Origin of the sequence: Pseudoscardovia suis (assembly GCF_002797875.1) — a bacterium.
Classification (GTDB): Bacteria; Actinomycetota; Actinomycetes; order Actinomycetales; family Bifidobacteriaceae; genus Pseudoscardovia; species Pseudoscardovia suis.
Window position 1 is genome coordinate 337937 of sequence record NZ_PGFC01000001.1, and the last position, 26948, is coordinate 364884.

20 protein-coding genes are annotated in these 26948 nt (G+C 61.9%); 14 read left to right on the top strand and 6 right to left on the bottom strand.

Features of this window, described 5'->3' with window-relative positions:
- Nucleotides 1-116: 116 nt before the first annotated feature.
- Nucleotides 117-704 (top strand): GNAT family N-acetyltransferase, encoded by a 588-nt coding sequence (locus CLV65_RS01275; RefSeq protein ID WP_157847183.1) that lies wholly within the window; start codon nucleotides 117-119, stop codon nucleotides 702-704.
- Nucleotides 705-857: 153 nt separating this feature from the next.
- Here the strand turns inward: CLV65_RS01275 and CLV65_RS01280 are convergent, their stop codons facing one another.
- Nucleotides 858-1427 carry an NAD-dependent epimerase/dehydratase family protein gene (locus CLV65_RS01280; RefSeq protein ID WP_094691593.1) on the bottom strand — a complete coding sequence of 190 codons (570 nt, stop codon included), beginning with the start codon at nucleotides 1425-1427 and terminating at the stop codon, nucleotides 858-860.
- A 400-nt stretch (nucleotides 1428-1827) separates the two neighbouring features.
- Here CLV65_RS01280 and CLV65_RS01285 point away from each other — a divergent pair, with 400 nt between their 5' ends.
- The 3 genes from CLV65_RS01285 (at nucleotide 1828) to CLV65_RS01295 (ending at nucleotide 6036) form a co-directional block, all read left to right on the top strand.
- Nucleotides 1828-2985 (top strand): glycoside hydrolase family 5 protein, encoded by a 1158-nt coding sequence (locus CLV65_RS01285; protein WP_157847184.1) that lies wholly within the window; start codon nucleotides 1828-1830, stop codon nucleotides 2983-2985.
- Between the two features lie 181 nt (nucleotides 2986-3166).
- On the top strand, nucleotides 3167-4960 hold the full coding sequence (locus tag CLV65_RS01290; RefSeq protein ID WP_157847185.1) for a glycosyltransferase: 1794 nt from the start codon (nucleotides 3167-3169) through the stop codon (nucleotides 4958-4960).
- Nucleotides 4957-6036, top strand: coding sequence for a DMT family transporter (locus CLV65_RS01295; protein WP_094691596.1), 1080 nt, complete (start codon nucleotides 4957-4959; stop codon nucleotides 6034-6036). The genes CLV65_RS01290 and CLV65_RS01295 overlap by 4 nt, the downstream gene beginning before the upstream one ends.
- A gap of 573 nt (nucleotides 6037-6609) precedes the next feature.
- Here CLV65_RS01295 and CLV65_RS08960 read toward each other — a convergent pair.
- The 3 genes from CLV65_RS08960 to CLV65_RS08895 all read right to left on the bottom strand — a co-directional run bounded on the left by CLV65_RS08960 (nucleotide 6610) and on the right by CLV65_RS08895 (nucleotide 8339).
- Nucleotides 6610-6837, bottom strand: a complete 228-nt coding sequence (locus CLV65_RS08960) for a hypothetical protein (RefSeq protein ID WP_244569180.1) — start codon at nucleotides 6835-6837, stop codon at nucleotides 6610-6612.
- A 32-nt stretch (nucleotides 6838-6869) separates the two neighbouring features.
- Nucleotides 6870-7145, bottom strand: coding sequence for a hypothetical protein (locus CLV65_RS08965; RefSeq protein WP_244569182.1), 276 nt, complete (start codon nucleotides 7143-7145; stop codon nucleotides 6870-6872).
- 726 nt (nucleotides 7146-7871) lie between these two features.
- Nucleotides 7872-8339, bottom strand: coding sequence for a hypothetical protein (locus tag CLV65_RS08895; protein WP_211278431.1), 468 nt, complete (start codon nucleotides 8337-8339; stop codon nucleotides 7872-7874).
- Nucleotides 8340-9145: 806 nt separating this feature from the next.
- Between CLV65_RS08895 and CLV65_RS01315 the strand changes: the two genes are divergently transcribed.
- On the top strand, nucleotides 9146-9574 hold the full coding sequence (locus CLV65_RS01315; protein WP_094691598.1) for a hypothetical protein: 429 nt from the start codon (nucleotides 9146-9148) through the stop codon (nucleotides 9572-9574).
- Between the two features lie 161 nt (nucleotides 9575-9735).
- Nucleotides 9736-10515, top strand: a complete 780-nt coding sequence (locus CLV65_RS01320; protein WP_094691599.1) for a hypothetical protein — start codon at nucleotides 9736-9738, stop codon at nucleotides 10513-10515.
- A gap of 246 nt (nucleotides 10516-10761) precedes the next feature.
- On the opposite strand, the gene pdxT is transcribed toward CLV65_RS01320, so the two are convergent.
- Together pdxT and pdxS are read right to left on the bottom strand one after the other, a co-directional pair.
- Complete coding sequence (gene pdxT / locus CLV65_RS01325) at nucleotides 10762-11400, bottom strand: pyridoxal 5'-phosphate synthase glutaminase subunit PdxT (RefSeq protein WP_094691600.1); 639 nt, start codon at nucleotides 11398-11400, stop codon at nucleotides 10762-10764.
- Nucleotide 11401: 1 nt separating this feature from the next.
- Nucleotides 11402-12313: a pyridoxal 5'-phosphate synthase lyase subunit PdxS gene (gene pdxS, locus CLV65_RS01330; protein ID WP_094691601.1), complete on the bottom strand. Its 912-nt coding sequence runs from the start codon at nucleotides 12311-12313 to the stop codon at nucleotides 11402-11404.
- 312 nt (nucleotides 12314-12625) lie between these two features.
- On the opposite strand from pdxS, the gene CLV65_RS01335 reads away from it, so the two are divergent.
- The 8 genes from CLV65_RS01335 (at nucleotide 12626) to CLV65_RS01370 (ending at nucleotide 26795) form a co-directional block, all read left to right on the top strand.
- Nucleotides 12626-14353, top strand: a complete 1728-nt coding sequence (locus CLV65_RS01335; RefSeq protein ID WP_158216106.1) for an aminotransferase-like domain-containing protein — start codon at nucleotides 12626-12628, stop codon at nucleotides 14351-14353.
- A gap of 76 nt (nucleotides 14354-14429) precedes the next feature.
- On the top strand, nucleotides 14430-15416 hold the full coding sequence (locus tag CLV65_RS01340; RefSeq protein ID WP_244569184.1) for a DMT family transporter: 987 nt from the start codon (nucleotides 14430-14432) through the stop codon (nucleotides 15414-15416).
- Nucleotides 15417-15654: 238 nt separating this feature from the next.
- Complete coding sequence (locus CLV65_RS01345; protein ID WP_211278432.1) at nucleotides 15655-17946, top strand: ATP-dependent helicase; 2292 nt, start codon at nucleotides 15655-15657, stop codon at nucleotides 17944-17946.
- Nucleotides 17947-17972: 26 nt separating this feature from the next.
- A complete protein-coding gene (locus CLV65_RS01350; RefSeq protein ID WP_244569186.1) occupies nucleotides 17973-18443 on the top strand; it encodes a FeoA family protein in 471 nt (156 codons plus the stop codon).
- A gap of 176 nt (nucleotides 18444-18619) precedes the next feature.
- Nucleotides 18620-20767: a ferrous iron transport protein B gene (feoB, locus tag CLV65_RS01355; protein ID WP_094691828.1), complete on the top strand. Its 2148-nt coding sequence runs from the start codon at nucleotides 18620-18622 to the stop codon at nucleotides 20765-20767.
- Between the two features lie 247 nt (nucleotides 20768-21014).
- On the top strand, nucleotides 21015-21347 hold the full coding sequence (locus CLV65_RS08665) for a peptidase (RefSeq protein WP_144441901.1): 333 nt from the start codon (nucleotides 21015-21017) through the stop codon (nucleotides 21345-21347).
- A gap of 145 nt (nucleotides 21348-21492) precedes the next feature.
- Nucleotides 21493-23628: an acyltransferase family protein gene (locus tag CLV65_RS01365; protein ID WP_094691604.1), complete on the top strand. Its 2136-nt coding sequence runs from the start codon at nucleotides 21493-21495 to the stop codon at nucleotides 23626-23628.
- Nucleotides 23629-23801: 173 nt separating this feature from the next.
- Nucleotides 23802-26795: an ATP-dependent helicase gene (locus tag CLV65_RS01370; RefSeq protein ID WP_094691605.1), complete on the top strand. Its 2994-nt coding sequence runs from the start codon at nucleotides 23802-23804 to the stop codon at nucleotides 26793-26795.
- Nucleotides 26796-26948 lie beyond the last annotated feature (153 nt).

Sequence of the window (26948 nt, forward strand, 5' to 3'; positions counted from 1 at the left end):
CTTTTCGGTGAGCGGGACTTGTGGATGCGATGGCGTTCCTTGTTGTGTGCGGCATGTTTGCGGAATCATTTCAACGGAATAAACCGGAACGAACGGAACGAAGGAGAACGTTTCTCATGAATGTGGTGCTCGACACCGAGCGGCTGATCCTGCGGCCGTGGACGCTCGACGACGCGCAGGAACTCTATCTTCTCGCCAGCAACCCCGCCGTGGGCCCGGCCTGTGGATGGGCACCGCACCGAAGCGTTGCCGAAAGCCGCGTCGTGCTGCGCAACGTGCTCATGGCGCCCGAATCCTACGCCGTGGTGCTCAAGGACACCTACATGATCATCGGATGCGTCTCGCTGCGCTTCCACCGCAACACCTTCACCCGTGACGACCTGGAGCCTGAGATCGGATTCTGGATCGGCGAGCCGTTCTGGGGTTTCGGTTACGCGGAGGAGGCCTCCGAAGCGATTATCGACCGTGCGTTCAACGTGCTTGACTGCGTGGCGGTGTGGGGCTGCTATTTCGACGACAACGAACGCGCCAACAAGGTGCTCTCCCGCATGGGCTTCATCTACGAACAGACCGACCCGTGGGTGCACACGACCACCGGCAACCATGCACGCCACCAGATGTGCCTGACCCGCGACCGGTGGCCGCAATATTGCCAGCGGCGGGCAGGGCAGGAGGGCAAGCCCTTCGCCGTCACGTTGTACTGAGGGCTGCACTGCAGGTCACGCTGCACTGAGGCGTGCGAGGCGCGGCAGCGATTCCACACTCTACACTGCGGCCATTTTGTACCGAGGCACTGTGCTGACGTTGTGTTGCGTCTGCCTATCGCTGCACCTGTCTGTGTTATTTATGTCTGTGTGTCATTTGCCCAGCGGCGTGAGGCCGCGGAGCAGCTCGCTCGCCACATCGTCCACGGTGAGCGGCGCCATGCAGGGGCACACCCTCGACAGCCTGCGGAACAGGGGCACGAGCCTGACGAGCGCATCATTGCGGTCCTTGCCATAGATTATCGACGGGTTGATGATGACGACGTTCGGGTCGTAGTCCCGCAGATGTTTCACAATCGAGCGTTTCGTGCGCCGGTACCGTGCGTTCCCTGCGCATCCGGCGATATAGCCGATTCGCGGGATTGCGTGGCGTTTGGCGAGGGCGAGCGTGCTTTTGGCTGCCTGCACGTTGCGCGCCATGTTCGTCTGGTCTCCCACAAGGTCAATGATTGCCGCGAATTGCGTATCATTCGGGAGCATCGACTCCACGGTCTTGACGTCGCGGGCGTTCGCCTCGATGACGTGCACGCGCGGGTTGTTGATGCAATTCTTCCCCGAACGGCACACGATCCAGAATTCTGCGCGCGGATCGTGGGCGAGCCATTGCGCAGTCAGTTCGCGCCCCACGTATCCGTTGCCTCCCAAGATGATGATGTTGCGCATGATCTCCTCCCGTCTCTCATTCGCAATCGTTGCATCGCGCCGCCTCTGTCACCAGCGGGTTACTTAATTACTTAACTGTAGGTTCAGATTGCTGATTTTTGCAACAGGTTCCGCGGTGGCACGGTTCCACAGCAGGATGTTTGGCGGCGGCGCATGGCAGGCGTTGCTTGAGGGAGGGGAGTTGCATGGTGATGTGATGGTGGTGTCATGTGGCAGTGTCGCATGTTGAACGTTGCATAATGGAGGCAGAAGGCGCACGGCAGAAAGCACACGCAGTGCATGTGCCCGCTAGAGTGCGCAATGCCCGCGATAGCACATGGTGCCTGCAACAGCGCAGATACCCGCAGCGGCGGGCTACACGAGGGCATACGCCCGAAAGTCGAGAAGGGAAGGGGCAGCCATGGAGAAGCGGACGCAGGCGTCACAGTCCCGTCAATGGCATGGCGTGAACCTGGGCAACTGGCTGGTGCTCGAAAAATGGATGGAGCCGCACCTGTTCGAAGGTCTCGCCGCCGACGACGAGAACGAACTGGCGCGCGAAGCGGATCCCGAGTGGCTGCAGCAGCGCATCAAGCATCATCGCGACCTGTACATCACCGAGGATGACTTTCGCCAGATTGCCCAGTCGGGGCTGAACCTCGTGCGCCTGCCCGTGCCCTACACGGTGCTGTCGAAGAAACCGCCGCTGGGCGGATGCTACCGTTACGTCGACAAGGCGATGGACTGGTGCGAGAAATACGGTCTCAAGCTGCTCATCGACCTGCACACCGCGCCCGGCGGGCAAAACGGCTTCGACAGCTCTGGCGTGATCGGCAAAGTCACCTGGCATCTAAAGCCGCAGAAGGTCGAGCAGGCCATCGAAGTGCTTGAGGGTCTGGCGCGTCGGTATGGCACGCGGGAAGGATTGTTCGGCATCGAGGTGATCAACGAGCCGATCAGCTACACGGTGTTTCGTTCCTCACGCAAACGCTATGCGCCGCGCAATCCCAAGGATGCGGCGATCTCCACCTATGTGCCGCTGCGGTTCCTGCGGCAATACTATCTGGCATGCTACAAGCGGCTGCGCCGGTGCCTGCCGCCGGACAAGGCGATCGTGTTCCATGACGGTTTCCGCTTGGCGCATTGGAAGACGTTCTTCGCCAAGCACCATATGTCGAACGTGTATGTGGACGCCCACATCTACCTGTCCGCCGCGGAACGCGCGGTGAGGATGCACAATCCGCTTGCGTATCGGCTGATCCTGGCGTTTGAACGCCACCGTCTGCGCGACATGCAGCGGCATGTGCCCGTGATCGTGGGCGAATGGTGCGTGGAGAACGACTGGGCGAAGGACCTTGACCGCGGCGAGCTGACGGACGACGAGTTCGATGACGAGCAGCAGCGGCGCTTCGCCCTTGTCACGCGCATGCAGTTGGAATGCTTCGCTGCATGCTCGGGGTGGGTGTATTGGAGCTGGAAGCTCGAGCCATCCCAGCACACCGCGCCGGACGCGATGTGGAAGGAATGCTGGGACTTCCGCCGCGCCATGATGCACGGATGGCTGCCGTCGGACCTGTAGGGGGCTTATGGAGGCTGATTGCGGGGCTTCATTGTGAGGCTGCCTGCGCGGGGCTGATCACGGGGGGAGGCAGGCACGGCCTGACCCGGCAAGGGATGCCTGCAGGGCTGGTGTGGCACAGGTCGCCAATACGCGCGCCCCGCCGCCTATGATGAAAATCAGTCCATGGAAAGGAAACCCCATGCATCAGCCGACCGTCAGCATCATCGTGCCTGTCTACAATGCCGAGAAAGGCATACGCCGCTGCGTCGATTCCATACTGGGACAGGAATTCACGGATTTCGAACTGCTGCTCGTCGACGACGGCAGCACCGACGATTCGCCCGCCATCCTCGACGCCTACGCCGCCGCAGACCAGCGCGTCACCGTCATCCACAAGCCCAACTCCGGCGTCTCCGCCACTCGCAACCTCGCCCTCGGCAAGGCAAAAGGCACCTACATCCAATTCCTCGACGCCGACGATTGGATCACCGAGGATGCCACGAAACTGCTCGTGCGATCCGCGCTCGAAAACAACGCCGACATGGTGATCGCCGACTTCTACCGCGTGGTGGGCGACGACGTGGCGCGCAAAGGGCAGATCGGCGGGGACGCGACCAGCCTCAGCCGGCAGGAATACGCCGACCTCATGATGAAGGACCCGGCCGACTTCTATTACGGCGTCATCTGGAACAAGCTGTATCGCGCCAGCATCATCCGCGACCATGGCGTGCGCATGGACGAGACCCTCAACTGGTGTGAGGATTTCATCTTCAACCTCGAATACGTGCTGCACGTGCGCACGGTGGCGGTGCTGCGCTCGCCGATCTACTACTACGTCAAAACCGAAGGCTCACTCGTCTCGCACACCGACCTGACGGACGTGGTGCGCATGAAGCGCACGGTGCTCGGCTATTACCGGGACTTCTACCGCAGCGTGTTCGATGAGGACGAATACAAGCGGCGCCGCACCGATATCTACCGGTACCTCGTGTCGTTCGCCACCGACGATTCGGCAATCGGCGGCATGCCCGGCACAACGAAGCTAGGCAGGGAACGGGTGCCCGGCTACGTGCCCGCAGGCGCGCAACCGAACCCGTTCCTCGGCGTGTATTGGGCGCAGCGCGTGCTCGACCGCTACCTCGATCGCGTGGCGGAGCAAAATGACCTGACCCTCAAGCAGGCGCGCATCATGGCGTATCTGCGCTATTGCCCCGGCGTGGTGGACATGGCAGCGCTTGCGGACTTCTTGCAGCAGACGCGCGCCACCACGATGGTGGATTTGCAGCGGCTCAACATGTCGGGGCTCATCGACCTGCAGTGGCGTGACGGTGGGTTCGAGGCATCGTTCTGTGTGCCGCGCGGCGAGCAGGTGGCTGCCGGTATCGACCATGTCGCTGCGGATTTCGAGTCGATGCTCGCACCGGTGCTGGGTGCTGCGGGCGGTGCGGGTGGGGATGGTGCCCGTGTCGCGGCGGAACGTGGAGGCGCGGGTGCTCGCCGTGCGGATGCGACCGACGGCGCGCAATACAGCAGCGCACAGGATGCTCGCGCCGCGGCGGAGCGGTTGCTCAATGACGGTTTTGCCGCGCTGGCGCAGGCGTTGAACAAATCATCCACCATGCAACTCGCCAAGCAAACCGCCGTGGCGAAGGAAGCGGCGAACCTCAAGGCGCAGAAGGCCACCCATTCCGGTGATTCTTATGCCGGTGATTCCCATTCGGACGGTTCTCGTTTGGCAGGCATGTATCTGGGTGATTCGCATCCGGGCGACGTGCGGCTGAGTGATTTGTATCCGGGCGACAATTCGCATCCGGGCAATTCGCACTCGGACGACACGTCGTCGAAGGAACCGGACAGAGAATCGCACACGGCGCCCCGCAGGGAACGCCACGTCCACAAGTCATTGAAACAGGCGGCTGAGGAAGCGCTCGAAGAAGCCTGTGAGGAAGCCGCCAGGGAAGTGGGCGAACAGAGGGAGATGAACGAACAATGAACACCGCGCTCGCCATTGCCATTGCGCTGCTCGCCGGCCTCGCCATGGCAGTGCAGACACCCACCAACGGATCGCTCGGCGTGCTGTGCGCAGTGGAACGATCGAGCGTCGTGAACTTCCTCGGTGGATGGCTGCTGCTGGCGCTGCTCGTGGCGTTTGCGGGCACCGGCGACCTGGCGCTTGCGGCGCATGCACCGTGGTGGCAGCTTCTCGGCGGCGTGTATGGCATCTACATCGTGCTCGCGGTGTCCGCGGCGACGCCGGTGCTGGGGGTGGCGCTTACGCTCATGGCCGTGATGTTCGGGCAGCTGACCGCCGGCATGGTCATCGATACGTTGGGGCTGCTCGACGTGGCGCGCCTGCCTTTCAGCCCGTTGCGCGCCGCCGGGTGTCTTGCCGTCGCGGTGGGCATCGCGTTCGTGTATGTGAGCCGGTGGAAGCTGGGCAAGGCCGCGGCGGTTGGTAGGGCTGCGGTGAGTGAGGCTGCGGTTCGTAAGATCGCGGCGGGCGAGACCGCGGTAGATAAGGTTGCGACCGGCGAGACTGCGGCGGGCGAGGCGCGGCAGGATGGTGCGAGTGCGCGAAACGTGGCGGGACTGCGCGGCGATGCGGCCCGTGCGGTGCGCTACCTGCTGCTTGTGCTGGTTGCCGGTGTTGTCAGTTCCATGCAGTCGCCTACGAACACGGCACTGTCGCGGCACGTGGGGTCGCTCGAGGCGTCGTTCGTCAATTTTTCGGTGGGGCTTGTGATTGCCTGTGTCGTGCTGGTTGTGCGGTGCGTGAGGCGAGGGGAGAAGCCGGTGCCGCCGCGCAGCGTGCTGCGGCGCACACGCCCCTGGCAGTATGTGGGCGGGTTGTATGGCGTGGTCATCGTGATCGCCGCCATTCTCGCCACGCCGGCGATCGGCGTGGGGTTGCTCATGGCTTGCGAGATGCTCGGCCAGCTTGCCGGCGGCATGGTCATCGACGGGCTGGGCTTGCTGCGCACGCCCAAGGTGCGGCTTGACGGCTGGCGTCTCGGCGGTGTCGCCTGGATTGCGCTGGGAATCGTGCTCGTGACGCTCGCACGTCTATAGCGCGGCCCGTCGCACCAAGCGGAACCTAGCCTGGTGGATTCCAATCGGGTGGAACCCAACCTCCATTTTCGGCGAGTGGTTCGTGTGTCGCCGATGACGGAGGTTTGGGATTCCTTTTGGGGTCGTCTAATCTCCGTCTTCGGCGAATCCTGAATGCGTCGCCGAAGACGGAGGTTTGGAACCCCTTTTTGATCCGTCTAACTTCCGTTTTCGGCGAATACTGAATGTGTCGCCGAAGACAGAAGTTAGAGTCTCGGTTGCGGACCGTCTGACTTCCGTTTTCGGCGAGTGGTTGGTTGTGTCGCCGATGACGGAGGTTTGGATGTTGGAGGAGTGTCGTGCATCCTCCGTTTTCGGCGGCGGTTTCGAATGTCGCCGAAGACGGAAGTTTGGGGTTCTTTTTTGATCCGTTTAACTTCCATTTTCGGCGAGTGGTTGGTTGTGTCGCCGAAGACGGAGGTTTGGAACCCCTTTTTGATCCGTCTAACCTCCGTTTTCGGCGAATCCTGAACCGGTCGCCGATGGTGGAGGTTGTGCGCGGTCGCGGGCGGACGTGAAGATCATGAGGGGCGGTTATGAGCAGGCGTTGAGCAGCTGCTCCATCACCTCGTCGCCGGGCGTGGTGCCCGCGTAGTCGGTGGTGCAGGTGACACGCACAATCTCGTAAATCTCGTACCAATGCACTTTCGCCTGCTTCCCGAGACTCTGGGACGTGGCGACGAACGGGATGGCGATGGCGGCACCGGTGGTGGTGTGTTTGCCGAGCAGGCCGAACTTGGGAATCACCTGCTCGCACTGCATATACCGGGCAAGCGCCTGCACATACGCCTCAATCAGGCGAGGCGCCACAATTGGGAACAGCCACGTTGATCAAACCACTGCCACGTCTCCCGATAGACGAGGTCAGCGCCAAGCGTTTTGCCGTTACGCTGAATCTCCGACAGATAGTCCGATGGTTCGGGCATCGTCTCCCCGGCAAGCACCGCACCGTCGCCAATGTCATTACCTGCGAAGTCGAAGGGTTCGTTGAACGGGTCTTCCAGACGGATGGCAGGGCGTCCGGCGGCGAGTTTCTCGCCCAACGGGTCGGGCTTCGCGCCTGTACGCACGCGGCGTCTGCCCCCGTTGGTGCCGTTTTGGTCATGGTTCGCCTCCCCACCGTAGAATCGTCATGGTTTCGGTGCTGGAGTCCATGGGAGGTGTGAATGGTTGAGTCTTTAAAACTATTCGTAAAACTATTCGTCCGGACCTACGTATATTGGGTAGGGCTCATCCTTGGCTTCGCGATAGTGCCCGGTTCTCTGCTCTTCACTGCTGGAGTCGCTCCGGTGAATACTCCATTGTGGCTTGTACCTTTCGCCGGGCTGCTGCTTTTTGTCATTGATCGGCCATCAACATGGGAGCCGCCACTTTGGCGAGCATTACTGATCCGAGCATCGGGTGCAGGATTTGCAGCCACCATGCTCATCGCGTTTGAAGTAGTTTATAGATCCCAACACTGGAGTGAGACGCTCCTATCTTTCGGTCTCGGTTGGATTGTCTTCACGGTGGTAGGGCACATGCTCATGGGCAGCTCCGCCCGATCTGGCGCACCTGCTCACACGATCAGGGACGCGATCCGTATCTACGCGACATGGATAGGAATCTGCTACGGGATTTTCTATATCCCCGCCGCGGGACTCGCCGCAGCTGGCACTCTTTTGATGGTTCTTCCGCTTTATGGAACGTTCCTCACTGGCCTGGTTCTTTTGATAGTTGACCCGCCACGACGATGGCCACAACCGCGAGTGAAAGCACTGTGGATGCGGCTCTTGTCAAGTGGGGCAGCAGCATTGCTACTTGTCGTCACGTACTCGTTCTATCGCGATACTGACACACACGAGATTTTCGCCGGGGACTGGCAGGAAAACCTGGTCTTCTTCATGGGCGCTTGGGCACTTTATGCCGTAGTGGCTGGGGTCACGTATCTTACGCGTGGCCCCGGCCATGAAGCATATGACAAACTCAGTAGATGAATTCAGCCAGAGCTTGGCATGCTGTCTTCTTGGTTTTTCTTCGCTAGGCTCAAGGCCTGAGTAGCCGTATGCCCCATTGGAACCGTCTGTGAGAAGGCCAACGTATATGTCATCCAATAGGCCATCAATTTCTGCAAAGAACTTGTCCTTTGCAGTTCCTTCGTCGCTTGCACCAACACTCTCAGAGATCGCCTTGAATCGCTGCAAGAGCGAAACTGGATTGTTGTAGTAGCTCCGCAGCGTCCGGGACAGAAGGTTGGGGTCGTCGGCTCCCGAGCCTTTCAGCATCGGCGAAGTAGATCACTGTAGGCGGAACACCAAGTCGTTGGGCAGCGTTTTGGGCCTCTTTCGCATGACGGGCCGTCTAACTTCCGTCTTCGGCGGGTGATGGGTTTGTCGCCGATGGCGGAGGTTTGGAATCATGTTTTGAGGTCTATATCCTCCGTTTTCGGCGCGTCTTGTGATCGGTCGCCGATGACAGAGGTTAGGGACCCCTTTTTGATCCGTCTAAATTCCGTTTTCGGCGAATCCTGAATGCGTCGCCGATGGTGGAGGTTTGGGATTCCTTTTGGGTTGTCTAATTTCCGTAAGCGGCGAATCCTGGGTTTGTCGCCGATGGTGGAGGTTGGGAGGTTGGGGGAGTGTCGTGCATCCTCCGTCTTCGGCGGCGGTTTCGAAGGTCGCCGAAGACGGAGGTTAGGGACCCCTTTTTGATCCGTCTAAATTCCGTTTTCGGCGCGTCTCGTGATCGGTCGCCGAAGACGGAAGTTTGGGTTTCCTTGTTGGACCGTTTAACCTCCGTCATCGGCGAGTGATGGGTTGTGTCGCCGATTGTGGAGGTTTGGAGCCCGTTTTTCGACTGTCTAACTTCCTTTTTCGGCGAATCCTAGGTGTGTCGCCGATGGTGGAGGTTACGGCGAGGCGGGTCTTGTGATTCGACTGCCTGCCGGTCATGTCGAATTCGTATGCCATGGATACCAGAAGATAACAAAGATGTTGCGAGGATCATTAGAACCCGCCCCCTCCCTAAGGAATTGTCTGGGGGGGGGTATCTTCCTGATTGAAATTTCAATGAAGAAAGAAAGGTAGGAGAGATGTCTGTATTGTTCACTGCTACAGCCATCATCATTGCCATTGTTGCGATTCTGTGTTCCATTGTCAGCATTGCCTTGGGAGTCAATCTGAAGATAACGGATCGCAAGTTCAATCTCATCGTTGGTGGCTGTGGTCTTATGTCAATAATTGTCTCTTTCTTTGCTGCTCAGATGCTTGCGGTGGCGGAAGATCCGGATGCTGGTCTTGTGATTGGTTCCGTCCTCGCTCAGCTGCTCGCGATTGCAGGTTGCGTGGTGATGGTGCATACCGACTTGGCTGCGGTAAAAGCCGCGAAAGAAGAGGCCAATCGACCGATGACCTACGAGGAATTCCAACAGCATCAGGCACAAGAAGCCCAGCGAACGGCGGCGGCTTCGGACCCTGCATACGCAGCCTATTTGCAGCAACATAATCAGGACGTGCGGTGAAAAGTTGGGCGCTGGCTTCCGGTTCATGACGCAGGAAGCCAGCCGGCGTCGTCCAATGGTGGGTGGCGTTCGTGCGGCAGATGCTCTATTGCCCAGGATGCCCCTGCCCGCATTCCATGTTTCGTCGCTTCGTTTTTTCATGATCTCAAAGAGGAGGAATCATGAGTGGATTTTCTTATGGCTTTACGGTGACTCAGCGTGCGAAGAGCGTAAAGCAGCCCCGCGGTGGATATCTCAAGCCGAAGAGTTTCGTTGCCGTCAGTCTCGGAGAGGGGTTGGATGAGCTCAATCCTGTCGAGAATGTTCCTGCGAGCCTCGTAGGCATGTCAGTTGATTACCTCAGCCGTTTCCTCTCAGGAACCCGGCTGGAGGAAGCGTTCAAACCGAGTTTGAAAGGATCAGTAGTTTCTCACCATGCTGAAGAGGCTGATAGGCTTCTTCGTGGAGTAACGGGTCTTGATGATGCTTCGATTACCAACGCGGTAAAGCTTACGGGGTTTGATGTATGTTTTCGCGTTGGCCCACAGCTATACAAACCCGTTGAAGAGATTCAACCCGATACCTCCACGATTGAAAACATCAGAGTTATGGTGAACCGAACGCTGCATTTTCTTGATGTGTATGGGCCGAAAATACTTGATGGATTTACTTTCGAAGGCGGGTATTCCGATGTTATCGTGAATGGAGACGGTGATTTTCTCACAGCTGACACGCTCTGGGATCTCAAAGTATCCAAGAACCCGATTAAAAAAGAACACACGCTTCAACTACTGATGTATTGGCGCATGGGGCTGCGCTCTGTCCACCCTGAATTCCGCAACGTTCGATATCTGGGAATCTACAATCCGAGGCTGAACGTCGCGTCGCGTATCGAGGTTTCGCAGATTCCTGATGACGTCATTGACGCCGTTGAAAAGGATGTCATCGGATACGCGGAATAATCTGAGGCGCGGGATAACCTGAGGCGCGGAACAATCACAGCTGCCAGATCTATCAGATCTGCCGAATGTTCGGGGGCTGTTCCGCATTGCGTCGTTGAAAGTGTTGGCCCCGGTCCCTATTGACAGGGGGCCGGGGCCAACATTATGGGGTTCGGATGTGGAAGAACCATGCGCAACCCATGCGTAAGACCGCTCACGCAAGGCCGCGCAGCGCGTCACAACCACAACCGCACCCGCTCACCACCCCTACAGCGCGAGGAATGCCTCGTGCAGACGGGTGTCGGAGTCAAGCTCGGGGTGGAACGAGATGCCGATCTGATTGCCGCTGCGCGCCGCGACCACATGGCCGTTGACGCGGGCGAGTTCCTCGGCGCCGTCATCGACGGATGTGATGAATGGCGCACGGATGAACGTCATGGGGATCGTGCCGATGCCTTTGACCTCGGCGGTGGTGTGGAAGCTGCCCAGCTGGCGGCCGTAGGCGTTGCGACGCACATGCACTGGCAGGGTGGCGAAGTACGGTCCGTCGTGACGGTCGGTGATCGTGTCACCGTCGGCGGTCTCCACGTGTTCGGCGAGCAGGATCAGCCCCGCGCACGTGCCGAGCACAGGCTTGCCGGCCTTGATGTGCGCTTCGATCGGGTCGAACAGCCCGGTGGAGTGCAGCAGCTTGGCCTGCGTGGTGCTTTCACCACCCGGCAGAATCACGCGGGTAATCGAGTCATCGAAGTCCTCGGCCGCGCGCAGCAGGCGCCATGGCGCGCCGAGCCGGTCGAGCATGGCGGCGTGCTCGGCGAACGCCCCCTGCACCGCGAGGATGCCGGTCACGTCGTGCGACTGCTCGCCGCCCTGTTCCTTGCTGATGTATTGGACTGCAACGACCATGTCACTCGCCCCTTGCAGCCATGATCGTCTTGATCTCGTCCTCGTTGATGCCCACCATGGCCTCGCCCAGGTTCTCGCTGAGCTCGGCGAGCAGGTCGGCGTCCTGCCAGTTGGCGGTCGCCTTGACGATGGCGGCGGCGCGCTTGGCGGGGTCTCCGGACTTGAAGATGCCCGAGCCGACGAACACGCCTTCGGCACCCAGCTCCATCATCAGGGCTGCGTCGGCGGGCGTCGCCACGCCGCCGGCCGCGAAGTTCACGACGGGCAGACGGTCGTTGTCGTGCACGTACTTGGCCAGGTCGTAAGGCACCTCGAGCTTCTTGGCTGCCTCGAACACCTCGTCGTCGCGCAACGCGGTGAGCTCGTGGATCTGGCGGTTCATCGTGCGCATATGGCGCACGGCCTGGATTACGTCACCGGTGCCGGGCTCGCCCTTGGTGCGGATCATGGATGCGCCTTCGGCGATGCGGCGCAGCGCCTCGCCCAGGTTCTTCGCACCGCACACGAACGGCACCTTGAACTGAGTCTTGTCGATGTGGTACACGTCGTCGGCGGGCGAGAGCACCTCGGATTCGTCGATGTAATCGATGTCGATGGCCTGCAGAATCCGCGCCTCGGCGATGTGGCCGATGCGCACCTTCGCCATCACCGGGATGGACACGGCGCGCTGGATGCCCTTGATCATGGCCGGGTCGGACATGCGGGAGACTCCGCCGGCTGCGCGGATGTCGGCGGGGATGCGTTCGAGCGCCATGACTGCGCATGCGCCGGCGTCCTCGGCGATCTTGGCCTGCTCGGGCGTGGTGACGTCCATGATGACGCCGCCCTTGAGCATTTGGGCGAGCTGGCGGTTGAGGGCTGCGCGGTCCTCGCCGGTTTCGGTGGTTGCATTCTGGGTGGTCTTATCGGTCATGGTGCCTCCTGGCATGTGAATGGTTGGCTTGTGTCGGTTGAGAGATTACGACGGCGCCGTGCGGGTTTTCCAACCGGATTCCGCTGATTTTCGACGAAGTTATAAGACCAGAAGCAGACCAGACGTTACACTGGGATAAGACCAGATGGTTTTTGATTGGTTCAATGAATCGCAATCGGATCAGCCGATTGCGCGCGTTGTGACCGCGCGGTTCCGTCGTGGTCTGCACGTATCGGCGGAACCATGGCGGATACCTTGGCGGACACCTTGGCGAATGTCGCGCAGCGAATCACAGGTAGGAAGGAGCATCGCATGGCGTTCGAATACGACATGATGGGCAGGGGTGATTCCAGCAGATACGAGTACCTGTACCGCTGCATGCGCGCCGACATCGAATCCGGCGAAGCGGCACCGGGGCAGCGCCTGCCTTCCAAGCGGGTGCTTGCCAAAAGGGAAGGCGTGAGCCTCGTGACGGTGGAGAAGGCATACGCCCAGCTTGAGGCGGAGGGATACGTGCGGGCGCGGGAGCGCAGCGGGTATTTCGTGGCGCTCCGGCAGCCGGTACGTGTGCCGGCGGCTGACGTGCGCACTGCGCGTATTTCGCGTCGGCAGGAACAGGACGATGCGGTTCCCGTTCCGTCAGGAGCATCCGCGGCGCCTGTGTCAACAGCGGCGTCTGCAACGGGAGCATCTGCGGCGGCGGGCGATGGTCCCGCGCGCCCGGCCGTTCAGCCGCTGCAGGAATTCCATGGCGGCAGTGGCCTCATCGCGGACTTTTCGTGGCCGGCATACAACCCGGGGGTCGCGGCGACGCTGTGGAGCAGGGCGCTGCGCGACACGCTGGCGCACGAAGGGGACCGCGAACTGTACGCGCCCCAGCCGTCGCGCGGGTCCTTGAGGCTGCGGCGCGCCATCGCCTCCCACCTCGCCTCGTTCCGCGGCATGGACGTGGACCCCGGGCGTATCGTCATCGGCGCCGGCGCCCAGATGCTCTACGGCATGGTGGCGCAGCTAATCCTGCACGCCACCGGCGCAAGCACGGGCATGCCGGATGCACATGCCCCCGCCGTGGGCGCGCGCCTGCCGTCGGGCGTGCGTTTGCCGGCGGATGCGAGCGCGCCATCGGACACGCCGGTGGTGGCTGTTGAAAACCCGGGATACCCGCGTCTGGCCAGCATTTACAGCGCCTACGGGTTCCGCATCCGTCACGTGCCGGTGGACGCCGAGGGCATCGACATGGATGGCCTGGATGCAAGCGGCGCGTCGGTCGTGCACATCATGCCCTCCCATCAATTCCCCACGGGGCGCGTCACATCCGTCACCCGGCGCTATGAACTGCTCGGCTGGCTCGCCGGGGGCGCCGAACGATACCTCGTGGAGGATGACTACGACAACGAATTCCGCCTCGCTGGCCGTCCCGTCCCGTCGCTCGCCAGCATCGACGTGCTAGGCCGCGTCGTGTACATCGGCACGTTTTCAAAATCCCTGGGGTCGGCGCTGCGCCTGGCATACATGGTATTACCTCCAGTGCTTTCGCGGCGCTATGACGACGATTTGGGATTCTATTCCAACACGGTGAGCGTGGTCGACCAGATTTGTCTGTCCCGCCTGTTGGAATCCGGTGACTACGAACGCCACGTCAATCGCTTCCGCACGCAGCGGTGCACCGTGCGGGACCTGTTCCTCGACGCGCTCGCGGATACGCCGGCGGGAGGGATGTGCCACGTGGAGGAAGCCGACTCCGGTCTGCATTTCGTACTCGCGGTGGACGCCCCGTGCGGCGAAGGGCGGATCGCGCGGCTGGCGCTGCGCCACGGCGTGCGTCTGGCGCCCATGTCGGGCTACGTGCAGGCGTCCGCCGTCGCGCGACCGCCGGCGGACCGCCGTGCGGCGCGGATCGAAGACATGCCGCTGCCCGGATACGGGGACTCCCGCCCCAGGTTCGTCATGCAATACGACGGGCTGACGCCCCAGGCAGCGCCACAGGCGGCGCGTGCGCTTGCGGCAGCGGTTCTCGAGGCGAACGCGGCGCGCGCATGAACTGTTGCGGTGCATATGAACCTCTGCGGCGCGCGCATGACCGTCTGCGGCATGTCGACTCGGTAAGGTGAAGGGTATGAGTGAACAACCGCAGGCAGCGCAAACCGAGGCGTCGGGCCTAACTGACAAGCGCAGCGGCAAGCCGGACCGGGCTGACAAGCGCAGCAGGCGCACGCGTCGCATGATGCGCAGCAGCCTTACGCTCGGCCTGCTCATGGCGGTGGGCGGAGCCATGCTGTGGGGAATGAACGGCACCCTGTCGAAATACCTGATGTCGCATTACGGCGTGACGCCCCTGTGGTTCTCATGCGTGCGCCAGCTGTGCGCGGGGATGCTGTTCCTCGCATGCGCGGCATGGCGCACGCCCCGCAGCCTCAAGGGAGTGGTCTCCAGCCCGCGCGAGATGCTGCGGATGCTGTGGCTTGCGCTTTTCTGCGTGCTGTTCGTGCAAGTGGGATACCTTGAGGCGATCGACTGGACGAACTCGGCGACCGCCACCGTGCTGCAAAGCGTCAACATCCTCATCGTGCTCGTTTACGTGTGCATCAGGTCGCGCAAGGCGCCGCGCAGGCGGGACGCGATCGGCGCCGTGCTGGCGCTCATCGGCGTCTTTTTGCTCGCCACTCAGGGAGACCCCACCCGGCTGGCGCTGCCGTGGCAAGGTCTTGCGTGGGGCTTGGGCGAGGCGGTGGCGACCGCGGGGATGGCGATCCTTCCGCTGCGCGACATTGCGAAGTGGGGGAATTTCACCGTCAACGCCGTCACGTTCCTGATGTCCGGCGTCGTGCTGCTCGCTGTCGCGCCACCGTGGCGGGGCATGCCCGCCCTCGATACCACCGGCTGGGTGCTGGTGGCGCTGTCGGTGGTGTTCGGCACGTTCGCGGCATTCGGATTGTTTCTCAAGGGCGTGAGCGTCATCGGATCGGTGCGCGGCGCGATGGTGGGCACGATCGAGCCGGTGACGGCGGCGGTCACGTCCGCCGTGTGTCTGGGCACGTCCTTCACCGGCATGGACCTGACCGGTTTCGCCGCGATCATCACAATGGTGTTCCTCACGGCGTGACACGCCGGGATGTTGCCGTTTACTCCGGCGCATCATGCGCCACACGCCACGCCGCGTTACACGCGATGCTGCGTTACGCGACGCTGCGTGACACGCCGGGGCGTTGCTCCCGGATGGGATTGTCGCAGTCTTTGCCTTGGCGTGTGCGGCCGGCGGGGGATGGCGTCGCCATGGAAGGACAATTCTTTCGAACATTTGTGCGATTTGATGTAGCATGGGGGTGACGGAAGGAGGCAGTATGGCGATGGACGGCATGGATTCGGCTTTTTCTGATGACGGTTTTGGCGACGGCGGCGCTTCGGGCGACCATGTCCCGGGCGATGGAATGCCTAGCGATGGATTGCCTGGCGATGGATTGGCTGGCGGTCCGATGGGATTTGCCGCCGATTCCTTGGAAGGGCTCAATGAGGCGCAGCGCGAGGCTGTCACCGCGACGGAAGGCTATGTGCGGGTCGTGGCGGGGGCTGGTTCAGGCAAGACACGCGCGCTGACGCGCCGCTTCGCTTATCTGGTCAACGTGCTGGGCATCATGCCCGGCTCCATACTGTGCGCGACGTTCACGAACAAGGCGGCGCAGGAGATGCGCCAGCGCATACGGGCGCTCACCGGCGATCGCGACACGGGCTATGTCACGACCTTCCATGGGCTGTGCGTGTCCATATTGCAAGAGGACGGCCACGCACTGGGATACCCCAAGAGCTTCCTCGTGCTCGACAATTCCGACATCGACCAGATGCTCGCCGGCATTTATGAGGAGCGGGACCTGACGATGCGGCAGATGACGTTCGGCCAGGCGCGCGACATGATCGAGATACGCAAATGCATCACCGACCCCACGTACTACCTTGACATGCTCGCCCTGCCATTGGAAGAGCTCAAGAAATCCTATGATGAGGCGCGCGACCCCAAGGACGTGATATTCCGCGGTTACCTGTATCAGGAGAGGCGTTGCTTCGCGGTGGATTACAACGATCTGATCTTCTTCGTCCTCTACTTGTTCGACCGTTACCCGGACATCCGGCTCAAATGGCAAAAACGCCTCGAATACGTGATGGTCGACGAATTCCAGGACATCGACGCACCCCAGTTCGAGCTCATGAAGCAACTGAGCGGATACCACCACAACCTGTTTGTCGTGGGCGACCCCGACCAGACCATCTATTCATGGCGCGGCGCCGACGTGAAGCGCATCCTGTATTTCCCCCAGGTGTTTCCCGGCACGCGCACCATCATGATGAACCGCAACTACCGGTCCACCCCACAGATCGTAGCCGTCGCCAACAGCCTCATCGCCGCCAACAAGCAGCGCATCGACAAGCGTCTCGAACCCACGCTGCCCGACGGGGCGCCCGTCACATGGAACCATGCCAAGGACGCCGTCGACGAGGCGCAGCACATCGTCGATTCCATCACCGCCGCGCATGAGCGTGGCGTGAAATACGGCGACGTGGCGGTGCTGTACCGGGCGCATTTCATGACGCGCTCGCTGGAAGAAGCTCTCCACAACTCCCGGGTGCCTTATGTCGTGTACTCCGGCATCCAGTTCTTCGACCGTGCCGAAGTCAAGGATGCGCTCGCATACCTGCGCCTCATCGCCTTGGGCGACGACCTGTCGTTCGAACGGGTGGCCAACCGTCCCAAACGCAATCTGGGACGCAAGCGCATGGCTTTCTTGCACGAGTGGGCGAGCAAGCACGGATGCACTCTGCTGCACGCCCTAAGGCAGACCGTGGATTCCGCGCAATTCAAAGGAACGAAGGCACGCCCGTTCCTCTCGATGGTGGAGCGCATGTCGCGCGAATACGCGCGACGGCCGGTGAGTGAAGCGCTTTCCGCTGTGCTCGACGCCAGCGGCTACGAAGACATGCTGCGCACCGAGGGCAGCCAGGAGCGTCTCGACGACATCGCCGAACTCAAACAGTCCGCATACGAATGGGAGCTGGACTGCGGGGAGGAGACTTCGATATCCGACTATCTGTCGCATGTGGCGTTACTGACGAACCAGGACGCCATGGCGGCGGGAGACAAGGTGCGGCTCATGACAGTGCACGCAGCCAAGGGATTGGAATTCCCCATCGTGTACCTATGCGGCATGAACGAAGGGGTGTTCCCTAGCCGCAAGACCCGAACCATCGAACGCATGGAGGAGGAACGCCGCCTGGCGTTCGTCGCTGTCACGCGCGCCGAACGCGAACTGCACCTGTCGGAAGCCGCGGGATTCAGCTCCACCGACGGTTCCGTGCGGTATCCTTCCCGGTTTTTGCTCGACATCGACCCCACGCTCATTGAATTCGAAAACAGGCCGGACGAACGCCTGCTCACCCAGGCGCGTGCCCGGAACGAAGCTGATTCGCGGTGGCTGTCCGCCGCCACCAAACGGTTCTCGACAGGCGACAGAGTGTCGCACCCCGTGTTCGGGCAGGGCACCGTCACGGCGATAGATGACGATGCAGGCGCCTACATCGTGGCGTTCGACGACATGGACACGCCACGCTCCATTTCGCTCCGCATAAAACTCACCGCAGCCTAGCGGGGGAGACGGCGGACAGGAGCGCGGTGGGATCGTCCGAAGCTGCCGACACCTGCACTTTGCAATCTGCAATCGAATCCGCAATCCGCGAATTTGACCTGCGGGGTATTGATTTCGCCCGCGGATTCCTTTACAACAGAAACGTGACGAAAGCAGAAGTGACGAAGATGAACAAGCCAAGGGACAGCCACGCCCGTGCAGGCGAGAGAGTCGGAGACGTGAGCCTGCGCGATGCCAAGCCGGGCAGACCATACACGATGACCGGCACGTCGCTCGACGACCGCCATGCCTTCCGCCTTGAAGAGATGGGCCTGCGCAAAGGAACCATGCTCACCGTGATCCAACGGACGAATTTCGGCGGACGGGTGGTGGCATCCGGCACGCAACGGATCGCCATCGACGGCGGGACCGCCCGCAGCATTTTCGTCGCGCCCGCGGCCGGTCGCGACAGTCAGCTCGCCCCGCAACACGACACCGCGGACAGGCAGGAGGCGTGACCATGGCGGAACCGCACAACCTTACAGACCATCACACCATCGACCACACCACCGACCGCACCACCCATGCGAGCAGCCTTGCCGGGCACGCAGACAAGCCCGCCGGGAACAACGAGCTGAAACACGAGACAGGCCACGGGATGCACGAAGAAATACAGCACGAGGCGCATAACGAGATGCGCCGTGAGACGCATCATGCCGGCCATTCATCCCACTCCGGCCATTGCGGCAACGGACACCGGCGCGGCATCGCGGCACTGTTCGACCGGCATGACTCGACCGTGGATTTCGAGGAAGGCGACGGCGACGCGCTAGCCCCAGTCACCGAGCAGACGGCACCAGGCTCCGCGGACAGCTGCTGCTGTCACAGCGACGGCGCTCGCGTCGTCTTCATCGGCAACCCCAATGTCGGCAAGTCATCCTTGTTCAACGCCATGCTCGGCATGCATGCCAAGGTCATGAACGCGCCCGGCACGACGGTCCTGCTGGAGCACGGCACATACCGTTACGTGCCGCGGCACGGTGACACGGCGGCTCTTGCACAGGAATGGGATTTCACCGATACGCCCGGCACGTATTCGTTGCTGCCCATGTCGCCTGACGAAGAGGTCGCGGTCGAAGCGGCCACGGGAGCAAAAGGACATCCGCAACCAGACCTCATCGTGGCAGCGATTGACGCGACGAACCTGTCCCGTTCGCTGTACTTCCTCGCCCAAGTGCTCGAACTTGGCAGGCCGACCGTAGTGGCGCTGACGATGACGGACCTTGCCGCCAAGCAGGGCACGCCTGTCGATGCAGCCCGGTTGCAACGCGCCTTGGACGGCGTGCCCGTGGTCGCCGTCGACGGACGTGTGGGCGAGGGCTGCGATGAATTGGCGGACGCGATCGCCGGCGCATTGGAATCCGGCACGCCGATGCCACGCGGTCTTGCCGAGCGGCCGGTAGCTGGTCTCACGATGCGGCAATGGGTGCGTTCGCGCAGCGACGAACGTTTCGAATGGGCGGCACGCGTGCTGTCCGATGTCGGCATGGGCAGCGAGAGCGGGCTGACGCTGTCCGACCGCATTGACAAGGTGCTGCTCCATCCGGTGTGGGGCATCGTCGTGTTCCTCATCGTTATGTTCGCGGTGTTCCAGGCAACCACCACGCTTGCCGGCCCCGCGCAGGATTGGTTCGACGTGACCGTGCGCGGCTGGTGCGAGACCGGGATCGATTGGGTCTTCGGCTTGTTCGGGCCGGGCGCGTCGGACGGCTGGTTCCATTCCCTCATCGTCAACGGACTGCTCGACGGCATCATCACCGTCGCCACGTTCATCCCACCGATGGGCATCATGTTCATACTGCTGTCCCTCTTGGAGGACTGCGGGTATTTGGCGCGCGCGGCTTTCGTCATGGACCGCGCCATGAGGGCACTCGGATTGGACGGCCGTGCGTTCCTGCCCATAGTCGTCGGCTTTGGCTGCAATCTTCCCGGCCTGGCTGCCACGCGCACACTGCCGGATTCCCGCCAGCGAGTGCTCGTGGGCATGCTCATTCCGTTCGCATCCTGCTCCGCGCGCCTCTCCGTGTATCTGGTGCTGGCCTATGCGTTCTTTGAACAGTACGCAGGGCTCGTCGTCTTCCTCATGTACGTCATGTCGATTCTCGTGATTCTCCTGGTGGGGCTGGTGCTCAAGCACACTGCGTTCCGAAGCCTCGCCCCGGAGCCATTCGTCATGAGCCTGCCGCCATACCAGTACCCGCGCGCCATCGCGCTGGTGCGCACCGTGGTGGGGCGCCTCTGGGGATTCCTCACCGGCGCCAGCTCGATCATCATCTCGACGATCCTCGTGCTGTGGCTGCTCGAAGGCATTCCGCTCGCTGGTGCCGCCGGTGGCTTCGGGACAGTGGAGGACGTGCACGATTCCGCATACGGTGCCGTCGCGGACGCTGTGGCGCCTGTGTTCAAGCCGGCAGGCTTCGGCGACTGGCATGCTTCGGCGGCTCTCATCACCGGATTCGTCGCGAAGGAAGTCGTGGTGGGCGCCATGAGCCAGTCCTACAGCATTGAGCAGTCCGATGACGAGAGCGAGGCGCAGGAAGGCCAAGGCGCACTCGGCGCGGCGTTGAGGCAGGACTTCGACGAGTCTTCCGGCGGCCATGGGCGTGCCGCCGCCGTGGCGTTCCTGCTGTTCGTGCTCGCCTACACGCCCTGTCTTGCGACGGTGGCGGAATTGAGGCGCCAGTTCGGCGGCAAGGTGGCGGCAGCCACTGTGGGCATTGGTCTCATCGTCGCCTACATGCTGGCGGTCATAGCCTTTCAGACGCTCAGGCTCGTGCTATGAGGGGAGAGGCGATGAACTCTCAGGAATGGGCTTCACGGCAATGGGCCCTCAGACAAGGGATGGCAAGGCAAGGGTCAACAAGGCAAGGGGCAGTAAGGCACAGACCGACAATGCAGAGGCCGGCAAGATACAGACCGGCAAGGTGCGGACCGGCAAAGCAAGGACCGGCAAAGCAAGGACCGGCAAAGCAAGGACCGACAAGACACAGACCGACAAGACACAGACCGACAAGACAAGGAGCGGCAGCATGAAAAACATGATCGGAACCTTGCTCCCTGGCATGCGGCGCGCACGCGGCACAGACGGCTTTCGCCCCACTCGGCAGCCGGCGCAAGGCCATGGCGAAGGAATCGTCCCCGCGATCCTTGCCTTGGCATGTGACGGCAGCACGATGGTGGACATCGCATCCGCCGTGGGCATGCCCGTGGCTTTCGTGCGGCAGGTCATCGAATCCGCCGCGGAGGATGGCAGAATCGACGTCGCCTCGTGGCGGGGCACGTGCGCATCCGGCACATGCACACCGCAACCTACGTCACTGCTGTGCGCGGGATGCCCATTCCGCCCGCGTGATTCGCACTGATTCATTGTGCACACATCACAAAAGCGTGCGCACATCACAAAGGCACCCACATCGTCAGGCGAATGAGATACAGTGTCACATCGCCCACAGGTAAAGAGACCGTCGCCATACGACGGGGGAGAGGCTCGTTGCAGTGCAGAAAGCAATGAAGAAAGGCGCTCAGCCGTCATCGCATATCAAGGGGATTGATGGCCTTAAAGGGCTGGCGATCATCGCAATCATCCTCTATCATCTGCGCATGCCGGGGCTGTCAGGGGGATTCGTCGGGGTCGAGCTCTTCTTCGTCATTTCAGGCTACCTGACGACCCGCAGCATCTTGGTGCGTCGTGGCAAAGGCGTGCCGCATTCCACCCGCACGTTCTATGTGCGGCGTTTGCGCCGTTTGTATCCCACGCTTGCGCTCGCGACCCTCTCCACGCTGTGCCTTGCCGCTGTTCTCTGCCGCCAGGCCTTGGTCGGTGCGTTCCCTCATGCTATTGGAGCGTTGACGTTCTCGTACAACTGGGTTGATATCGCCCAAGGGTCAAGCTACTTCTCGGCCACCGTGCCCGAACCTTTGAAAAACGTGTGGTACGTGGCAGTGCTGGCGCAGTTCCTGCTCATCTGCCCGTGGCTGGTCGCGCTCTTGGCGCGCATCGGAGGCGTGGACGGCAAACGCTCCGATGCTGCGGATACAGGTGCGGACAGTCGTCGAAAAGGCTCCCCGCAGACAGTTGGCGTGGAAGGCGCCGCCGTCACAAGTGGCCAGACGGTCTCATGGGTCGCGCGCGTACGCCGCGCAATTCCCGTCGTCGTTCTTATCCTGCTTGCCGCTGTGAGCGCAGCCGGCATGATCGTGCTCTACGTTCCCGGATCCGACCCCACGCGCGTGTACTACGGCACCGATACGCATTGCTTCGCCCTGCTGCTCGGCATGGCGTTCGCATGGCATGCCCACGGCCGCCAGCGCACACCCGCCGATGCACGCACCCGATACACGCAGCAGCTTGTCGGATGGACCGGCCTGGCGGTGCTCGCACTGTGCGTGGCCGGATGCTCCAATGGCTTGGTGGCGTTCCGCGGTGGTCTGCTTGTGGGCGCCATCACATCCGTGGCTCTTTTCCAAGGCATTCTGACGCCTGGAACCCGTTTGGAGTCCTTCGCATCGTGTGCGCCGCTCGTGTGGCTGGGCAGACATTCCTACGGGCTCTACCTGTGGCATTACCCGCTGTATACCATCGCCGCAGCGGCTTTTGCGTCGTATCTGAAGGCGGCGTGGTGGCATGAGGCGCTTGTGTGTGTGGCTGTCGTCGCACTGGCGATGGCTCTGACATGGATTGGTGACCACGTTTTTGCCACGCCCATAGCCTCCCGTGGATTCCACCGTTTCTTCATCTCCGACCAAGCGTGGTCCGGGCCGGTGGCATGCCTGAAGACAGGGAGCGCAATCGCCGTGGTGCTTGTTCTGACGTACGGTTCGGGCTTCGCGCTGGCCTGTGCGCCACGCTTGGGCGAAACCGAGGCGGTGCTGAGGGCTGACGGACAGTTGGCGCAGCACTCACAGCTGCTTGCCCAGGATTCCCAACCCCAGTCATCGTCCCAGTCCTCGCCGATGTCGGATGCGTTCAACCAGCAGATTGCTGCAGACGCGCAAATCCAGCAGAAGAAGACCGATGAGCGTGACGCCGCGGCACAAGCGGCGCTCGAAAAACAGGTCAAGGAGGCGCAGCAAGCGAAGCAGCTCGCCGAGGAGCGGGCCCGCAAAGCACAGGAGGCCATTAGCGATCCTGCGGTGCTTCAGCAGATGCCTTCCGGCGACCAGATGTCGATGGTCGGCGATTCCGTGATGCTCGGCGCATCCCCGTCCATATTGGCGAAGTTCCCCGGAGCATACATCGACGCGCAGGTTTCCAGGCATGTCGGCGATGGTCTGACCATCATCTCATCGCTTGCATCAGCGGGAACCCTGCGTCCGTGGCTGGTCGTGGGGCTTGGCACGAACGGAATGGTCACCGCGCAGGACATCGCTGCCATCGACTCGGCGATGGGGCAGGGGCACAACCTGGTTCTCGTCACCGGTTATGCCGACCGTTCATGGATTGCGCCGAGCAACCAGGCGGTCGCCGATTACGCCGCCGCGCATTCCGACCATGTGCTCGTGGCGGATTGGGACACTGCAATCGGCGGGCACACGGACCTGCTGCTTTCCGACGGATTCCATCCCACGGAACCGGCCGGAGGCGACCTCTACGCCCAGACGTTGTATGATTCGATCGCGCTGTGGCTTAAAAACAAGGGCTGATTCTTGTTCACACCTATGCGTGGCCGGACCGCCGTCGCAGTGACCTGAATCGTCACGTGCGACACCATCATCACTTGCCGAACCATAGTCTTCCGTAATCATCATTGATGCGACTTCATCTACATAACTTCACTGAAACGACCGTTTCCCAACCGCTGACCAATCGAGGGACCATGCCAATCGATACCACAGAACCCGCCGTTATCCGTCGCAGCGCCGAAGAACTGCTTGATGGGCTGAACCCCCAACAGTCCGAAGCCGTGCAATACTCGGGTCCCGCACTGCTCATCGGCGCGGGCGCAGGGTCGGGCAAGACGCGCGTGCTCACCCGCCGCATCGCATGGGCATTGAGCCAGTGGAACGCCTGGCCAAGCCAGATCCTGGCCATCACGTTCACCAACAAGGCGGCGCGCGAGATGAAAGATCGTCTCGAAACGCTCATCGGGCCGGCCGCCCAGCGCATGTGGGTGTCGACGTTCCACTCGGCATGCGTGCGCATGCTGCGCCGCGACGGCGAGGCAGTGGGACTGAACCGGTCGTTCACCATCTACGATCAGGCCGACAGCATTCGACTGATGCGCACGATCGAGCAGGAGCATGGTCTCGACCCCAAGCGCGTCAAGCCGCGTGACGTGCTCTCGGCGATCTCGGACTGCAAGAACGAGCTCAAGGGGTGGCGCATGCAGCTCAAGGAGTATGCGCCGGACTACAAGCCCGGGCAGCCGTCCAACCTGGGGCATCTGGAGCCGGGCGACATGCTCAACGCCTGCCTGTATGCCGAATACCAGCGCCGGCTCGAGGCAGCAAACTCCGTGGACTTCGACGACCTCATCATGCGCACCGTGCAGATGCTCCAGGTCGACCCCCAGGCGGCCGCCTATTATCGGCACAAGTTCCGTTACATCTTCGTCGACGAATACCAAGACACGAACCATGCGCAATACGTGCTCGTCCGTGAACTTTCCGGCGTTGACACCACCTCCGGCGCCTCCGGCGTCGCAGGCGCTGCTGGTGCAGCCGGTGCCGCTCATGCCGCCGGAACGCAATACATGCAGCTCAGCCCACAGCCACAGCAGGCCCAGCCCAACTGGGTCACGGTCGTCGGCGATTCCGACCAGTCCATCTACGCGTTCCGCGGGGCGGACATCCACAACATCCTCGACTTCGAGAAGGATTTCCCCAACGCCAAGACCGTCATGCTCGAGCAGAACTACCGTTCCACACAGACGATCCTCGACGCTGCAAACGCCGTCATCTCCAAGAACGCCGGACGCACGCCCAAGAAACTATGGACGCAGGAAGGAGCGGGAAGCCCCATCGTCGGATACGCCGCCGACGACGACCTGCAGGAGGCGCAATGGGTCGCCGGCGAAATCGCCCGGCTTGTCGCGGAGGATGGCTTCACCTACGGCGACATCGCCATCATGTACCGCGCCAACGCGCAGTCGCGCCGCTTCGAGGAAGCCTTCATCAACGCCGGCATACCCTATCAGCTCATCGGCGGCACACGCTTCTACGAACGCAAGGAAGTCAAGGATTCCATCGCCTACCTGCAGTGCATCACCAACCCCAGCGACGACGTGAGTATGCGGCGCATCCTCAACGTGCCCAAGAGAGGCCTGGGGGAGCGCGCCGAAGCGCTCGTCGCCGATTACGCGCAGACACAGGGCATCACCTTCTGGCAGGCACTCGGCAACACCGAGCAAATCCCGGGAATGACGACACGCATGGCCAACCCCCTGCATGCATTCCGTAGCATGATGGAGGACCTGATCGCCTACGCCGCCGAACACGACGCCAACCCCAGCGACATCGTGGCGCACGTGCTGCAGACAAGCGGCATCATCGACGAACTGCGCAAAGCCAAGGACGAGCAGGAACAAGGCCGCGTCGAAAACCTCTCGCAGCTGCAATCCGTCGCCGCCGAATACGAACAGAACACCCCCGATTCCTCGCTCGCGGGATTCCTCGAATCCGTGGCACTCGTCGCCGACTCCGACCAGCTGCCCGACGAAGGCGAGCAGCGCGGTTCCGTCACACTCATGACTCTGCACACGTCCAAGGGCCTCGAATACCCCGTCGTGTTCCTCGTCGGCATGGAGGAAGGCACCTTCCCGCATTCACGCGCAATGGACAACGTGACCGAAATGGCTGAGGAACGCCGCCTTGCCTACGTGGGCATCACCCGTGCTCGCAAGAGGCTATACGTCACGCGAGCGGGGGAGCGCACGCAATGGGGCAAGGCAGAGACCATGCTTCCCAGCGAGTTCCTCGACGACATCCCCGACAAGCTCATCGATTGGAAACGCAAGGAGACATCCGTCGAAAGCGGGGAAAGCGAATTCGGTGAGTTCGGCGGATTCCAAGGCTTCGGCGGCTTTGGCGGCTCGCGCAGCTTTGACGGATTCGATGGTTCGTCTTCACGCGGCGCTTCCCGAGGCGGATCGCACGGACGGTGGGGCGCTCGCTCGGGCGGCGCGAGCACAGGCTCGGGCGGTTCGTCGCGCAACTGGCGTGATGGCGCTCGCGGCGAGCGAGCGTTTGGCGCCAGTGGTGATGATTACGGCTTTGATTCCGATTACCCGTTCGACGATGACGATTACTCGACCTTTGGCGCCGCATCCTTTGGCGGATCCTCGGACTCGCGCTCGGGTTCGCGGGGCAGGTCATATGACGGTTCGTCAAATGATTTCGGTTCGCGCGGATCTTCCTACCGCTCTTCGCGCAGCTCTTCCTATGGGTCTGCCGGATCTTCCTACGGTTCTGGCGATTCCGGTCGCCGCGGTTCCTCTCATTTCAGATACGGCACCCCTCAGGAAGGCTCCTCGTATCGCTCTGGGCGTTCGGGTTACGGCAACTCCGGATCCGGCAGCTCCGGATCCTACGGCTCGGGCTGCACGCGCAATGGCAAGGTCACGACGCGCCGCGTCCCGCGCCAAGCGCCGGGCACAGGCTCGACGGCCGCTTCCTCCGGTTCGTCCGCGCCCCGCAACGGCCTGAGCATCAGCGACCTGCACGTCGGCGACCTTGTCTCGCACGATAAATTCGGCCTGGGCAAAATCATCTCGACCGAAGACAAGGGTGACAATTCCGTCGTGACCGTGGACTTCGGCTCTGATGGCATCAAGCGCCTCATGCTCCGCATGGCACCAATGGAAAAGCTGTGATTCGCTGCGGTTGCGGACATCGCGGCCTGTGACTTGCCGACCTGTCGCGACTGGCGAGCGTGCCGTGTTCCGCAATCCACAACGCGTTTACTCTGCTGCCAGTTCGCCATCCTTGCGCCTGATGCAATCAAATCTGAGGTTCAATCCATGGCG